Below are 13,926 nucleotides of genomic sequence, written 5' to 3'. Positions count from 1 at the left end.
CGAAATGCGGAAACTTCTTCTTCTCTTTCCTCTCATCCCATCAACGGCCTTTGCGCAGGCACAGGCGGGATGGGGAAATGTCGGCCAGCAAGAGGATAAAGGATTCTCTTGGACCGATCCGCTGTGGCCTGATTTCTGGATGGCCTGGACGCCAGCCACGCTGGCCGTTTTCGTTGGGATATTCTCGGCAATCGCCCTGATTGGTGTGCTCGAGGTGGTCAAGTTCCGTGACGGAATAGAGCGACGAGGCGTTTTGGGGCTGACCACAACCTTGGGCGACCGGTTGTTCATCACCCTTCTTGGGTCGGCCTATATCTTCCTTGCCTGGCTGGGAATTGTGGGACAGCCCGTCTGGACACCCCTGTTTTTGGCCATGGGCTGGGGCGTTTTCGTGTTCTGGAAAGTTTAGGCTTTGAGAAAGGGCGAAAGGATGCTTGTCTGTCAGGCATACTAAAAAATGACGACACCGAGATCGATGCGAAAGAAAAAAAGTACAAACCTGCTGACCGAAGTGGAATTGGAGTTCATGAACGAACTCTGGGCGCTGGGTCAGGGATCGGTCCGTGACGTTCTTGATCGCCTGCCGCCGGAGAGGAATCTGGCCTACACGTCCGGCGCGACCATTCTTCGAATTCTGGATGAAAAAGGGTTCGTTGAAAGCCGCAAGGACGGCAAAACGCTGATTTACAAGCCGCTTTTGCAGAAAGACAGGTATCAGGCGAGGTCGCTTCAGAACCTTTCTCGTACATTGTTTGACGATACGCCGGCAACTTTGGTGGCCCGTCTGGTCGATGATGCAGGGCTGAGCGAAGCAGACTTGGAGGAAATTCGGGCACTGGTAGAAAGGAGACTGCAAAATGACGGCGGTTAAACCGGTTCTCGACATTTATCTCGAACTGAATGTTGTAATTGTTCTTTCAGCTTTGATCTGGCTGGTCGCGAGGTCCCTTCTGGCAAGCACGTCGCTGCGAGCCGACTATTCGGCCCACCTGCGGGTCCTGAAGACGCTGTTCCTGTGCATCCTGTTCAGCCCGCTTCTTGCGCTATGCGTGCCAATTGTATTCGACGCCCTATGGCCGGGGCGTGCCGTTGCAATCGGTGACATAGCCGTGGCCGCCTATTTGCGGGGCGACATCTCGGTTCCGGCAACACAATTCGAGGCTTATCTGAACGCGCGTCAGAACTTTGAGGATACGCTTTTGGGCGGCGGCTCCGCGGCGATCACGCTCGTTATAGCTGCGATGGCCGTTGTGGGCGCAATGCTGGTCTTTCGCGTTATCCTTGCCGCGGTGCGTATCCGTGAAACGGTGAACAGCAGCTATTTGTGGCGCAGCACAGCCAAGGTCGACGTTCGTTTGTCGGACCGCATCGTTGTGCCGTTTGCCGTACGGGGCGTTTTTCGGCGCCATGTTGTCATACCAAGCCATCTGCTCGACAAACCAAACGAGTTGCGATTTGCAATATCGCACGAGTTCCAGCATGTCCGCGCATGTGATGTTGAATGGGAGCTTGCGCTCGAGCTTATGCGCCCCCTGTTTTTCTGGAACCCGGCTTATCACGTCCTGAAATACCAGTTCGAACGCCTCAGAGAATTGGGATGCGACCAATCAATCGTCGAGAGACGTCGCCTCGACACGTCGGACTATGCAAACTGCCTTTTGGATTATTGCGCGCGAACAGTATCTGGCGAGAAGTCTTACGTTTTCAAAGTTGCATTGGTGACGGGCGGCAAAGCCAAAAGGGTTTTGCGGCAGCGCGTCCTGGCCCTTGCAGACGCCTCGACCGGAACGCGGCAACTGCCCGCTATTGTGTTCGCAGTTTCCCTTGTCTTTGGATCGCTGCTCGCAGTCGGCTCTGCGTCACTGCAACAAACAGACGACTGGAGCCATGACCGCATCATGTTGTCGACCGTGGTCAACCTTGAGCGTCTGGCGGAAAGAAGCCGCGGAAACTGAAGAACGTGCAATTGCGGCGCGTTGAGGGTCTGCTCTGTTGCAGATTCCTTTTTAACCCGCGCGACAAAAAAAGGGCGCAGCAATGATCGCTGCGCCCTTTTGTTTCGTCTGTTTGGCGATCAGTCGCGCAGCAACTCATTGATCCCGGTTTTGGACCGCGTCTTTTCGTCGACGCGCTTTACGATCACGGCGCAATACAGGCTGATATTGTTCTTGGAAGGCATCGACCCTGCCACCACCACCGAATACGGAGGTACCTCACCATAAGTGACCTCGCCTGTTTCGCGGTCTACGATCTTGGTCGACTTCCCGATGAACACACCCATGCCCAGCACCGATCCTTCGCGAACAATACAGCCTTCGACCACCTCGGAACGGGCACCGATAAAGCAATTGTCTTCGATGATGGTCGGGCCGGCCTGCATCGGTTCCAGCACACCACCAATGCCGACGCCCCCGGACAGATGCACGTTTTTTCCGATCTGGGCGCATGAGCCGACCGTTGCCCAGGTATCGACCATTGTCCCTTCGTCGACATAGGCACCGAGGTTTACAAATGACGGCATCAATACGACGCCGGGCGCGATGTAGGCCGACTTGCGCACGACGCAGTTCGGAACCGCGCGGAACCCGGCGGCGCGCCATTGATTGTCACCCCAACCGGCGAACTTGCTGTCAACCTTGTCCCACCAGCCGCCAGCTTGTGGCCCGCCTGTCTGAATCTCCATGTCCTTGATACGGAAACCCAACAGGACTGCCTTTTTGGCCCACTGGTTCACATGCCAGTCACCGCTGTCCAGTTTTTCCGCCACACGCAGTGATCCGCTGTCCAGCGCGTTCAACGTGTCTTCGATAGCTTCGCGCTGTTCGCCCGAGGTTGAAGGTGTGATGGTGTCGCGCGCTTCCCAGGCGGTTTCGATCGCGGCTTCCAGTTGTGCGTTGGACATTGGGGGTGCTCCCTGCAGACTTTGTTCACGTTGGTCTTGCCTATACGCAAGCAAAGGACTGGCCGCAATGCGACGCAGCAAGCGCGATTTGCGGCTGATTGCCCGCCTGCTAAGCGGCGAGCGGATCAGGTGAGATATTTCCGCCGCAGATCAAAACGGCCACACGCTCGTCCGGAGCCGGCGTATATGCCCCTGACAACAGCGCCGCCAGCGCCGCCGCGCCTGCGGGTTCAACAAGAATTCGGTGTGCGCGCCACAGGACCTGCTGCGCCTGGACAATCGCATCGTCGCTCACCAGCACCGAACCCATCCCGTTTGCCAAATCAAAGCAGATCGAACCGATACGCCGTGCGCCCAGCGCGTTGGCCGCAATGCCGGAAACGGTCACGTCTACCGGCTCACCGGCGTGCAACGCCGCGTTCAGCGCGCACGAGGTTTCGGGTTCGACCGCCACGACTTTGCGTGCGCCCTGCAACCATGCCAACGCGCCAGCGATCAGCCCGCCGCCACCAACGGCGATCAACAACGTGTCAGCTTGCAGCCCCTGTGCCTCCCACTCGGCAAAACAGGTGCCCTGCCCCGCCACCGTCGCAGGCGCATCGTAGGCATGTATCTGCATCGCGCCCGAGGCATCTTCGTGCGCCTGCGCCTCGGTCAGCGCGTTGGCGTATTCGCCGGGCACGACGCTCAGATCAGCGCCAGTCCGTTTGATCAAAGCAATCTTGGACGGCCCCGCGATCTCCGGCACGAAAATCTTGGCCGGATGGCCAAGCGACCGCGCCGCATATGCAGCGGCAGCCCCGTGATTGCCACCGGATGCGGCAACAACGCCAGCCTTGGGCACATCCTGGCTGAGCAAGGTGTTGAACGCCCCGCGCGCCTTGAAACTACCTGTATGTTGCAGATGCTCCAGCTTCATCTCGACCGGATAGTCCAGCCCAAGCGAGTGGCTTTCCATCACCGGCGTAACCTGCGCATAGCCGGCGATCCGCCCTGCGGCTGCAGAAATTTCGTTCTTCCAATTCATTCTTGTTCTTCCGTGACTGGCGCTCTGTCCGCGAACCCTATAGCTGTTTGAAAAACACGCAAGCCGGGAACCACAATCCATGAGAGAAGATCGCCTCAGCCCCTTCCGCGATGCGCAGACTGATCGCTCGACCGCGCGCGAGGTGCCGGACACACCGCAGACGCGTTCACCCGCCTATCGCCTTGCATTCGCGGACGACGATTTCCTGTGCCGCGATGAATTGCGCCCTGTTCGCTTGCAACTGGAACTGCTGAAGCCCGAGATGATCATGACCGAGCGTGAGATCGCCTCGACCATCGTCATGTTCGGCGGTGCGCGCATCCCCGAACCTGCGCAGAAACATACGGCGCGGACAGAGACCCTGGCCAATCTGTCGGAGTATTATGACGAGGCCCGCGAATTTGCCCGCCTGATGACCGAGAAATCCAACGAAACCGGATGCCGCGAGAATGTGATCGTCACCGGCGGCGGACCCGGCGTAATGGAGGCCGGAAACCGCGGTGCGCAGGACGCAGGCGGTTGCTCGATTGGCCTGAATATCGTGCTGCCCCACGAGCAGGCGCCGAACCTCTATGTGACACCCGATCTCAGTTTCAACTTCCACTATTTTGCCATCCGCAAGATGCATTTCCTGATGCGCGCGCGGGCCATTACCATCTTTCCCGGTGGGTTTGGCACAATGGACGAGCTGTTCGAGTCTCTGACCCTGATCCAAACCGGGCGGATGGAACGCGTCCCTTTCCTGCTGTTTGGTCGCGAGTTCTGGGAAAAGGTCATCAACTGGGCCGCACTGGCAGACGCGGGCACCATCTCGGAAGAAGATCTGGACCTGTTCCGTTTCGTGGACACCGCGCAAGAGGCGGTCGACATCATCGAAAACTGGGAACCCGCGCCCCCGCGCGACGAAATTCCAGGGCGCTGAACCATGGCGAAACCGAAACCCGGAGAGATGCTCCACTTGCGCGGCAACAGTCTGGCCAAAGGCGAACCCGTGGCGCCGCCGCTGACACAAAGCAGCATGTTCCACCTTCCGGGCGCGCCCGACGGGCAATACAGCTATGGCCGTGTCGACAACCCGACGTGGCAGCATCTGGAGCACGTGCTGTCGCACCTGGAAGACGCGCCGTGTCTGAGCTTTCCGTCGGGAATGGCAGCAGTTTCGGCGGCCTTGTTCGCCACACTCAAAGCTGGCGCACGGTTGCTGATCCCATCTGATGGTTATTACGTCACGCGGCTGTTGGCTGATCGCTTTCTCTCAAACCTGGGCGTTTCGGTAACCGAGCGGCCGACAACCGCATATGCCGAGGGCGGTTTTGAGGCCTTTGACGTGGTCTTTGTCGAAAGCCCGTCAAACCCCGGACTGGATATGATTGACCTTGCGGCGGTGGCCAAGCAAGTGCGCGCAGCGGGCGGAATGACAATCGCCGACAACACGACGCTGACGCCCCTCGGGCAGCGTCCGCTTGATCTGGGCATTGACGTGGTCGTGTCCTCGGACACGAAAGCGATGGGCGGGCATTCCGACATGCTGATGGGCCACGTCGCCAGCCGAAATACGCATGTGATGGAACGCGTCGAGGAATGGCGGCGTGTGTCCGGCGCGATCCCCGGCCCGCACGAGGCGTGGCTGCTGCACCGTGGGCTCGAAACACTCGACGTGCGGTACGACCGCATGTGCAATTCCGCTTTGGTTCTTGCAGAGCGATTGGCCGGGCACCCTGCGATAAAGCGCATTCGGTATCCGGGCCTGCCCGACGACCCATCACATGAGCTGGCCAAAGCGCAAACCGCGCGGTTTGGCTTTCTGCTGTCCCTGACCCTAGACAGCGAAGACAAAGCGGAGGCGTTCATCAACACCTGCGCACTGTTGCGCCCAGCCACGTCTTTTGGCGGAGTTCACAGTTCGGCCGAACGTCGCGCGCGATGGGGCGATGACGTCGACCCCGGTTTTGTGCGTCTTTCCGTTGGATGCGAGCCGGTTGAAGAACTTTGGCACGCTATCAAGACCAGCCTGAACGCCCTGTGATTACTTCTTGTTTTCGCGCAATTCGGGGAAGACATAGATCGGCAATACGATGCTGCCGATCAGCGCACCCAGCCAAACCAAAAGCGTGGCACCCAACAGGTTCGAAAGGCCACCGACCGTAAGGCCCGTCGTAATCAGATCGGTTACCAACAGGCCCACCAGTGTCACAATCAGGGCGATCCCGCCTTTAAGCGCCGGGGCCTTCTTTTCGCCCAGCTTCAGGATCAGCGGTTCAGCCACGACCTGAACCACCGTGAAGATGATGACCACGACGATGAAAGAGATCGGTTTGATCGCAAAACCCGTCAACAGCAGCGTGGCAAGCAGCAACCCGATGGCATTCCCGGCCAGCAAGGCCAGAGCGGACTTAATTCTGCGCGACATCTCGACATCCTCGTGTGTGACAACAATCAGACTTAAGCAGATATTACCAAATCAATCGGTTTTGGCGAGGGATTTCAAAAGGCTCTTCCTTTTGACCGGTTGAAAACGCATGATAAAATGCATTCATCAAGATCAGACCTGCCCCTGACCGCGAGAGTGAGATGAGCGACGATCCCTATTCTGTCCTTGGCGTCGCAAAAGACGCCAGCGCCACCGACATCAAGAAAGCCTATCGGCGCATCGCCAAGGACTGCCATCCCGACCTGAAACCCGGCGACGCCAAGGCCGAGGCAAAGTTCAAAGCCGCCGCCGCAGCCTATGACTTGCTGAAAGACCCCGAAACCCGGGCCCGATACGACAGCGGCGAGATCGACGCATCCGGTCAGGAACGGCCACAGCAACAGTATTATCGCGAATATGCCGAGGCGGCCGGCAACCCATATCGCGGGCGGGCAGCTGACCCGGATGATATGTCGGATATATTTGCCGAGTTCATGCGCGGTCGCGGCGGCTATGGCCAACGCAGTCATGAATTTCACGCACCGGGCCATAACCTCAGCTATTCGTTGGAAATCAGTTTTCTGGATGCGGTTTTCGGCGCAAGCCAGAAACTGACGCTGCCGGATGGAGACCGGATTGAGGTCAAGATACCAGCGGGGATAACGGATGGTCAGACGATCCGCCTGCGCGGAAAAGGGGCACCGGGTTACGGCGACGGCCCTGCGGGCGATGCCCTTGTCACGGTCTCGGTTTCCAGCCATCCCGTTTTTGATCGTCAGGGCGATGACATCCATATCACGCTGCCCATCACGATTGACGAGGCCGTTTTGGGTGGAAAGGTTCCCGCGCCCACCATTGACGGGGGCGTCAACGTAACCGTCCCCGCGGGTACAAGCAGCGGCAAAACCCTTCGTCTGAGGGGAAAAGGGGTCAAGAAACGCGGTTCATCCGATCGCGGTGACCAGTTGATCGAATTGACCGTTACACTGCCCGAAACGGTCGACGATGAACTGAAGCAATTCATGGAAACGTGGCGCGACAGCCATCGCTATGACCCGCGCAAAGGAATGCCGTCATGAGCCGCACTTTGACAGAAGACGAACTGATTGAAACCGTCGCGCGGCTGACATCGAGCCGTTTGACCGAGTATCTGGCCGCCGAAATCGTGATCCCCGAGCAATCCGAACAAGGGCTTGTGTATCAGTCGCTGGACGTGGCCCGGCTGGAACTGGCGTGCGAGCTGCACGACCAATACGATATGGAGGCGGACGCGCTGTCGATGATGATTTCACTGATCGACCAGATGCACGGCCTGCGCGCAGAGTTGCGAGAGGTGCTGAACGCCGTCGAAGCGCAACCTGAGCCGGTTCGCCAGCACATGATCGAAGTGATCGGCACCGCTCGGTTCAGCCGCCGATAACCCGCCCCCCGGATCGACCTCACTTGGGAATGCGATACTCTTCGGGTACGTAGAACGTATAGTCGCGGTCGGCGACAGCTTCGTGGCAGACATGACAGTATGCCACCGCACCGGCGCGATCGCCCATCGTGTCACCAAAGAGCGAACCATCGGGCATCACCATGATATAGCGCCAATCTGCCGTATCCGGGCTGCTTCCGGACGGCAGTTTCTCCATCACGAACAGCGCGCCGGGGTGAACATTGCCCTCGTCGGTTACAGTCATGCTGTCCTTCGCCAGAACCGAGCCTACAGGCAACACCTCGCCATCCTGTAACGTGCCATAATTATGCGCCATACGATTGGCATAGCTGTTGACGTACCGCTGGCCATGCGTGGCCGAGATGTAAGGCGCGTCGTTGAACAGCGGCCATGCCTGATAGTTCAGGATCAAATCCAGCTGCGCAGCGGCATAACCCCGCGCCATGCGCCGGATCAGCGACTTGTAGTGCTGCTGCGCCTCGTCCTTTGACAGGTCCGCCGGGTTTTCAATAGCCAGATGCGCATCCTGTTCGCTTGTCTGGGCAAATGCACCCGAGACGTCGGAAAAAATCACGAAAAACGCTGCTGTAATTCCGGAAATACATATATGTCGTGCAATCATAATATTGGTCCACCTGAGTGATCCGTTCGCCTGAATGCCGCGTGTTTAACAATAAAAAGATAGCGGCCTTGAAAAATCTTGCCAGAACCGCCCCCGCCTTCTCACCGTCTTGTGCACAACGGTGAGGTCCCCGGGCCGGGGCAGTCCCGATTCAATATATAGCAAAAATTGCATGTAGAAGCAGCAGCGCGAACATTAATATTTTTTTGTCGGTCGCTGCCGAGCAAAAGTTAACGGTTCAATCCCGCTTCGGCCTCAATCTGCTTGCGCGACTTGCGGGCACGCTCGGTGGCCGACTTCAACTGCCCACAAGCCGCCATGATATCCTCACCTCGGGTCTTGCGGATCGGCGAAGCATAACCTGCCTGATAGATGATGTTGGCAAAGGCGCGAATGCGATTGTTCGAACTCCGCTTGTAAGGGGCACCCGGCCATTCATTGAACGGGATCAGGTTGATCTTTGCAGGGATGTTGTGGCGCTTGATATGGTCGATCAGACGATGTGCATCTTCGTCACTGTCATTCACACCGTCCAGCATCACGTATTCAAACGTGATCCGTTCCGAGTTCGATGCATTGGGATAGCTGGCCAACGCCTGTAGTAATTCCTCGATATTCCACCGCTTGTTGATCGGAACCAGCACGTCCCGGGTCTCGTCCGTTGTTGCGTGGAACGAGATCGCCAACAGGCACCCGATTTCTTCGGCGGTGCGCGCAATCTCGGGTACGACGCCTGATGTCGACAGGGTGATGCGGCGGCGCGACAAGGAAATGCCTTCGGGGTCCATCGCAATCTTCATCGCGTCCCGGACATTCTCAAAATTATAAAGTGGTTCCCCCATGCCCATCAAAACGATGTTCGAGAGAAGGCGGGTCTCGTCCTTCGGTGCGCCGGGGGTCGGCCATTCCTCAAGGTCGTCCCGTGCCATCATGACCTGCCCGACGATTTCCGCCGCCGTCAGATTGCGCACCAGTTTCTGTGTCCCGGTATGACAGAAAGAGCAGGTCAACGTGCACCCGACCTGAGACGAAATGCACAGCGTGCCGCGATCGTCTTCCGGGATGTAAACCACTTCAACCTCGTGACCGCCAGCAATGCGGACAAGATACTTGCGTGTACCATCCTCGGAGACCTGACGGGTCACCACTTCGGGTGTTTCGATCACGAAATTTTCGGCCAGCTTTGCGCGATAGGTCTTGGCCAGATTGGTCATCTCGGCAAAGTCGCGTACGCCCCACTGATAGATCCACTGCCAGATCTGGTTCACCCGCATTTTGGCCTGTTTTTCGGGCGTGCCATGCTCGACCAGTGTTTCGCGCAGGTGATCGCGGGTCAGGCCAACAAGATTGATCTTCCCCTCGGGCATTTTGCGCGGGATGGTCATGACGTCTTGAGTGATCGGCGCTTTGGGCGACATGTGGCTATCTCAGATATTCTGGCTTGGGATGCGCCTCTATATAGGAATGTGCGCCAAGATCAAAAGAAATCGACATCGAAAAGGTTTCGAGCATCTGAACCTTCTCGGTTCGAACAAATATCCGCGCAGGCGAGAAGGTGCAGGCCCAGCGTGCCCCGCTGTCAATCGGCGAGGCTCAGCAATTCATCCACCCGAGCCCGGCCCAGTTCAACTCTGCACGCAGTGATGCCGATTCCGGTGCCGGAACCTCCTCCGAACGAGGCGCCAACGGCTTCGCACTGTGCGTCCCTGTACGCCGTCCAGGCGACCTGCGACGCCTCCAACGCAGGTTGCGCCACGACCCGGCCCGTCACGTCGTCCAATTCCGCGGCCGCGTTCTGGGCCAGCGAATAGGCCGTTTCCACGGCAATGTTCACGCGATTTTCCATATCCGAGACGCAGGCGCCGATTTCCACCTGCGATCCGGCGTCGGGACATTCCAGCGTCGGGTCCGCTAACACGGCACAAGGAAGAAAAAATGCAACAACACCCCAGCGCATGACCAAATCCCTTTATTGTCCGCAACGGGATCAACCTAGCACAAGTTCAAAACCCAACGTAGCAAAAGCGTTTTTGCGCATCCGTTCAGGATCCGATCGCAATTGCCGGCCTTTGAACCCAAAGATCGGGTTCGACGTAGGTGGCCCGATCGCAAGAGGATGTGCCGCGTCGGGGTTGTTTTCCGAAAGGACCACCCGTGCGGTTCGGGACACGCCGTCGGGATGATCAGATCAGTTCGTGCAGCGTTTTTCCGCGTCTTCAAGCGCAGCTGTGAAGCCCAGCAAGGAAAACGTATCCTTTGTCTGCGTACCGCGTTCAGATCGTGCGGTTAGAACAGCCTCGGTTCCGCGCTTCATCGCGGTCACGATCTTTGCATCGTCAGCAGCCGTCGCGGGCCATGCCCATTCGCCGTCCGTGAACAGCTCAAAATCTGTTCCGTCCACGACCAGATTCACCGTTGATCCGGATGCGAACGGATAACCGCCGGTAAAGGTCACTTGGCCTTTGACCTCGGCGTTGGGGCGGTAGAACACGAATAACAGGATGTCGCTGCGGCGAACCGAAACCACGCGTCCACCGCGGGTGTTTACGGTTTCCTTAGGCGCTGACACGCTCCAGCATTCTGTTGGATCATCCTCGACAAAAACGCTCCAATCGGTCTTTGCCGCTACCCGGTTGGTGCTTGTTGCCTGTTGCGCGATCGCAGTTGTTGCCATCCCTGCCACGCACAAGCCCGCAATAACGCGGACGAGTTTTGATCCCATCAGTCCAGCCTCCTAGCTCGCCCCATACCTCTTACCCATCGGAACTGGCTGCAAACCCTGCCGGTTTGTCTGTGATTAGTTGCGCATTCCGATGATTGCCGACATACACACACTATCGCAGGTTTCGCCACAGGTGAAAGGGCGATTGGCAGAATTTTGCGCATTAAGCGGGGGGCCAGATGACGCAGCCGGTGGCAATGACGGAACTGTGGCGCGGGCCATTGTTGGAAAGCCAGCATTTGGGTCACGCCGTGATCTGCGACGACACCGGACAAATCGTGCAAAGCTGGGGTGACCCGAACGCGGTTATCTACCCCAGATCCTCGTCCAAGATGATTCAGGCGTTGCCGCTGATCACTTCTGGTGCGGCGGCAAAATACGGGCTGACCAGTGAACATCTGGCGCTGGCCTGCGCGTCACACAGCGGTGCCGCGATTCATACCAACCGTGTGTCAGCATGGCTGGATCACCTGGGACTGGCCGAACCGGATTTGCGCTGCGGCGCGCAGGAGCCTCAGGACATGGCCGCCCGGGACGGTTTGATTTTGGCAGATGATACGCCGTGCCAGATCCACAACAATTGCTCGGGAAAACACTGCGGGTTTCTGACCGTATCGCAGCATATGGGCGCGGGGCCCGAATACCTCGAAATCGATCATCCCGTTCAACAGGCCTGTCTTACTGCGGTTGAAGAGACGACCGGCGAAACCAGTCCCGCCTATGGCATTGATGGCTGCTCGGCCCCGAACTTTGCCACGTCTTTGGTCGGGTTGGCCCGGTCGATGGCCTGGTTTGCCAGTGCGTCTGATCGGTCAGACCGGGCGGGCGATGCCGCGCAACAGCTGACGACCGCCATGATCAGGCATCCGGAACTGGTCGCAGGTGAATCCCGCGCCTGCACCGAATTGATGCGCGCAATGAACGGACGCGCCGCCATCAAGACCGGAGCAGAAGCCGTCTTTGTTGCGATCATTCCTGAAAAACGTATGGGTGTCGCGCTCAAGATCGTCGATGGTGCGACGCGCGCCAGCGAATGCGCGATTGCCGCCATACTGGTGAGCCTTGGCGTGCTGGAGGCCGATCACCCGGCCACCCGCAGATTTATGAACGCGGCGCAGTTCAATCGCCGGGGGTTGGAGTGCGGCATCATCAAGCCGGCACCAGGATTTCCCGGCTAAAGGCGTTACATTTCGATTTCGTGCACTTCCGCGACTTCAACCGAACCCGACCCGTTCACAACCATAGGACAGCCCTTGGCCATTTCCGTTGCGGCGTCGATGCTGTCGGCCTTGATGACCGTGAAGCCTGACGCAGGATTGGCGCCGCCATTGTCGACAACTCCGCCGTTGCTGACGGTATAGGACTGACCGACCGGGTTTCCTGGAATATCCAGCGCCTCGCCCATGCCCTGAAACCAGGCCCCCCAGGCTGCCATGGTTGCTTCGACCTCTGCCGGGTCTGTTGGGGTATGACCACCGTGATAGACAAACAAATATTGGGGCATTTTGCTCCTCCCTGATTGAAATTACTTGCAGTTGGCTTCCAGCTTGCGCAGGGACGATGTCCAACCCTGATTGTGGTTGGCGGCGACCTCGGCATCTGCCAGCTCGCGATGATCCAGAACCAGCCGCGATCCGCTGTCGGTTGCGGTTACGGAAAACGTCACATGGCTTTCCGCCCCGCGCTGATCCTGATCGTCGTGCCACGCCCAGGTGAACCCCACCGAATTCGGCGGATCGACATGTGTGACGTGTCCGGACACTTTGTATTGCTGGCCTTCGCTGTTTTGCATCACCGAATACCAAGGCCCAAGGCGCGAGAAGTCCAGATCATGTTCCGGCACATGCATCCCTTCCGGCCCCCACCATTGCAACAACTTGGCTCCGTCGCTGATCCACGCGAACAGGGTCGCTGGTTCAACGGGAAACTCCCGTTCCAGTTTCAGGTCGGCCATGAATTCTCCCTTTCAAGAATGTCTCCCAGCCGGTCGAGGCTGCTTTCCCAAAACTGGCGTTTGGAAATGGTCCAATCGGCGATTGCCCGAAGTCCTTCGGGCTGAATGGAATAGATCCGTTGCGGGCCTTTTATGCGCTGCTGCACCAAGCCAGCCTCGCGCAGCACTTTCAAATGGCGTGAGACGGCCGCGCCGGACATGCCTTTTCCATCGATCAGATCGGCAGCAGGCAATTCGCCATGTTCCATGAGCTGCTCAACAATCGACAGGCGCGTGGCGTCGGATAAAGCGGAAAATGCAGAGAGCAGGCTTGTCATGATCTTTATTTAACACAAATGTTAAATGAAGGCAAGCCGACAGTCGTGAGCCCCATAAAGCGCAAAAACCGTGAGGTATTTCACATACAGAACGACGCAGCAGTCTAGAATAGACAGATATTAACCATGGGCGCTATAGTCATAAGCGTATCAGTTGTTTGGTTATCGGTTTATTTGAGGAGACATATGATGCGTATCGCGTCGACTTCAGTAATTGCTCTGAGCACGCTAGCTCTTGCAGGGTGCGCTTCGCCCTGGTCCCAGACCGAAACAGTAAGCACCCCCGCGGCAGCGACAGTTCCTGCGACACCGGCGACTCCAGCACCTTCGACGCCGACATACACGACTGCGTCTTCGTCAACATCATCTTTGGCAGGCGAAGAACGCGAAGGCCGTGACGGCGGCGACTCGGGCGGCGGCGGCGAGTCCGACGGTGGCGGCGACTCGGGTGGAGACGGCGGTGACGGTGGCGACGGTGGTGGTGGCGACGGTGGTGGCGACAACGGCGGAAGCTGGGACGGCGGTTGATCT

At 58.1% G+C, this 13,926-nt stretch carries 19 protein-coding genes; 9 read left to right on the top strand and 10 right to left on the bottom strand.

What is annotated here, in order from left to right:
* The first annotated feature begins 4 nt into the window (after positions 1-4).
* The 3 genes from RA28_RS12055 to RA28_RS12045 all read left to right on the top strand — a co-directional run bounded on the left by RA28_RS12055 (position 5) and on the right by RA28_RS12045 (position 1,955).
* Positions 5-409, top strand: a complete 405-nt coding sequence (locus tag RA28_RS12055) for a DUF2160 domain-containing protein (RefSeq protein ID WP_039529422.1) — start codon at positions 5-7, stop codon at positions 407-409.
* A gap of 66 nt (positions 410-475) precedes the next feature.
* Positions 476-871: a BlaI/MecI/CopY family transcriptional regulator gene (locus RA28_RS12050; protein ID WP_039528848.1), complete on the top strand. Its 396-nt coding sequence runs from the start codon at positions 476-478 to the stop codon at positions 869-871.
* Positions 858-1,955: a M56 family metallopeptidase gene (locus RA28_RS12045; protein WP_039528846.1), complete on the top strand. Its 1,098-nt coding sequence runs from the start codon at positions 858-860 to the stop codon at positions 1,953-1,955. Before RA28_RS12050 ends, RA28_RS12045 begins: the two co-directional genes overlap by 14 nt.
* A gap of 119 nt (positions 1,956-2,074) precedes the next feature.
* On the opposite strand, the gene dapD is transcribed toward RA28_RS12045, so the two are convergent.
* A complete protein-coding gene (gene dapD / locus RA28_RS12040) occupies positions 2,075-2,902 on the bottom strand; it encodes a 2,3,4,5-tetrahydropyridine-2,6-dicarboxylate N-succinyltransferase (protein ID WP_039528842.1) in 828 nt (275 codons plus the stop codon).
* A gap of 109 nt (positions 2,903-3,011) precedes the next feature.
* Entirely contained in the window at positions 3,012-3,929 is a 918-nt protein-coding gene (locus RA28_RS12035) for a threonine/serine dehydratase (protein ID WP_039528839.1), read from the bottom strand.
* A 79-nt stretch (positions 3,930-4,008) separates the two neighbouring features.
* Between RA28_RS12035 and RA28_RS12030 the strand changes: the two genes are divergently transcribed.
* A complete protein-coding gene (locus tag RA28_RS12030) occupies positions 4,009-4,851 on the top strand; it encodes an LOG family protein (protein ID WP_039528836.1) in 843 nt (280 codons plus the stop codon).
* Positions 4,852-4,854: 3 nt separating this feature from the next.
* Positions 4,855-5,955: a cystathionine gamma-lyase gene (locus tag RA28_RS12025; RefSeq protein ID WP_039528833.1), complete on the top strand. Its 1,101-nt coding sequence runs from the start codon at positions 4,855-4,857 to the stop codon at positions 5,953-5,955.
* Here the strand turns inward: RA28_RS12025 and RA28_RS12020 are convergent, their stop codons facing one another.
* Positions 5,956-6,339 (bottom strand): hypothetical protein, encoded by a 384-nt coding sequence (locus tag RA28_RS12020; RefSeq protein ID WP_039528830.1) that lies wholly within the window; start codon positions 6,337-6,339, stop codon positions 5,956-5,958.
* Between the two features lie 161 nt (positions 6,340-6,500).
* On the opposite strand from RA28_RS12020, the gene RA28_RS12015 reads away from it, so the two are divergent.
* Together RA28_RS12015 and RA28_RS12010 are read left to right on the top strand one after the other, a co-directional pair.
* The gene (locus tag RA28_RS12015) at positions 6,501-7,418 is read left to right on the top strand and encodes a DnaJ C-terminal domain-containing protein (protein ID WP_039528827.1); all 918 of its coding nucleotides are present in this window, start codon (positions 6,501-6,503) and stop codon (positions 7,416-7,418) included.
* Positions 7,415-7,759, top strand: a complete 345-nt coding sequence (locus tag RA28_RS12010; RefSeq protein WP_039528824.1) for a hypothetical protein — start codon at positions 7,415-7,417, stop codon at positions 7,757-7,759. The genes RA28_RS12015 and RA28_RS12010 overlap by 4 nt, the downstream gene beginning before the upstream one ends.
* Before the next feature lie 19 nt (positions 7,760-7,778).
* On the opposite strand, the gene RA28_RS12005 is transcribed toward RA28_RS12010, so the two are convergent.
* The 4 genes from RA28_RS12005 to RA28_RS11990 form a co-directional block, all read right to left on the bottom strand.
* Entirely contained in the window at positions 7,779-8,354 is a 576-nt protein-coding gene (locus tag RA28_RS12005; protein ID WP_241481124.1) for a cytochrome P460 family protein, read from the bottom strand.
* Between the two features lie 278 nt (positions 8,355-8,632).
* Entirely contained in the window at positions 8,633-9,820 is a 1,188-nt protein-coding gene (rlmN, locus tag RA28_RS12000) for a 23S rRNA (adenine(2503)-C(2))-methyltransferase RlmN (protein ID WP_039528818.1), read from the bottom strand.
* Between the two features lie 161 nt (positions 9,821-9,981).
* Positions 9,982-10,359, bottom strand: coding sequence for a lysozyme inhibitor LprI family protein (locus RA28_RS11995; protein ID WP_039528815.1), 378 nt, complete (start codon positions 10,357-10,359; stop codon positions 9,982-9,984).
* Between the two features lie 231 nt (positions 10,360-10,590).
* Complete coding sequence (locus tag RA28_RS11990) at positions 10,591-11,124, bottom strand: invasion associated locus B family protein (protein ID WP_039528813.1); 534 nt, start codon at positions 11,122-11,124, stop codon at positions 10,591-10,593.
* 179 nt (positions 11,125-11,303) lie between these two features.
* On the opposite strand from RA28_RS11990, the gene RA28_RS11985 reads away from it, so the two are divergent.
* The gene (locus RA28_RS11985; protein WP_039528810.1) at positions 11,304-12,302 is read left to right on the top strand and encodes an asparaginase; all 999 of its coding nucleotides are present in this window, start codon (positions 11,304-11,306) and stop codon (positions 12,300-12,302) included.
* 5 nt (positions 12,303-12,307) lie between these two features.
* Here RA28_RS11985 and RA28_RS11980 read toward each other — a convergent pair whose 3' ends face one another.
* The 3 genes from RA28_RS11980 to RA28_RS11970 are packed head-to-tail and all read right to left on the bottom strand — an operon-like array spanning position 12,308 to position 13,395.
* Positions 12,308-12,628, bottom strand: a complete 321-nt coding sequence (locus tag RA28_RS11980) for a YciI family protein (protein WP_039528807.1) — start codon at positions 12,626-12,628, stop codon at positions 12,308-12,310.
* A gap of 21 nt (positions 12,629-12,649) precedes the next feature.
* Positions 12,650-13,078, bottom strand: coding sequence for an SRPBCC family protein (locus RA28_RS11975; RefSeq protein WP_039528804.1), 429 nt, complete (start codon positions 13,076-13,078; stop codon positions 12,650-12,652).
* The gene (locus tag RA28_RS11970) at positions 13,066-13,395 is read right to left on the bottom strand and encodes an ArsR/SmtB family transcription factor (protein ID WP_039528801.1); all 330 of its coding nucleotides are present in this window, start codon (positions 13,393-13,395) and stop codon (positions 13,066-13,068) included. The genes RA28_RS11975 and RA28_RS11970 overlap by 13 nt, the downstream gene beginning before the upstream one ends.
* Positions 13,396-13,764: 369 nt before the next feature.
* On the opposite strand from RA28_RS11970, the gene RA28_RS22825 reads away from it, so the two are divergent.
* Complete coding sequence (locus RA28_RS22825; RefSeq protein ID WP_193747401.1) at positions 13,765-13,923, top strand: hypothetical protein; 159 nt, start codon at positions 13,765-13,767, stop codon at positions 13,921-13,923.
* Positions 13,924-13,926 lie beyond the last annotated feature (3 nt).

The organism is Ruegeria sp. ANG-S4 (assembly GCF_000814005.1).
In the GTDB taxonomy this organism is placed as follows: Bacteria; Pseudomonadota; Alphaproteobacteria; order Rhodobacterales; family Rhodobacteraceae; genus Ruegeria.
This window is presented reverse-complemented; position numbering and strand designations above follow the sequence as displayed.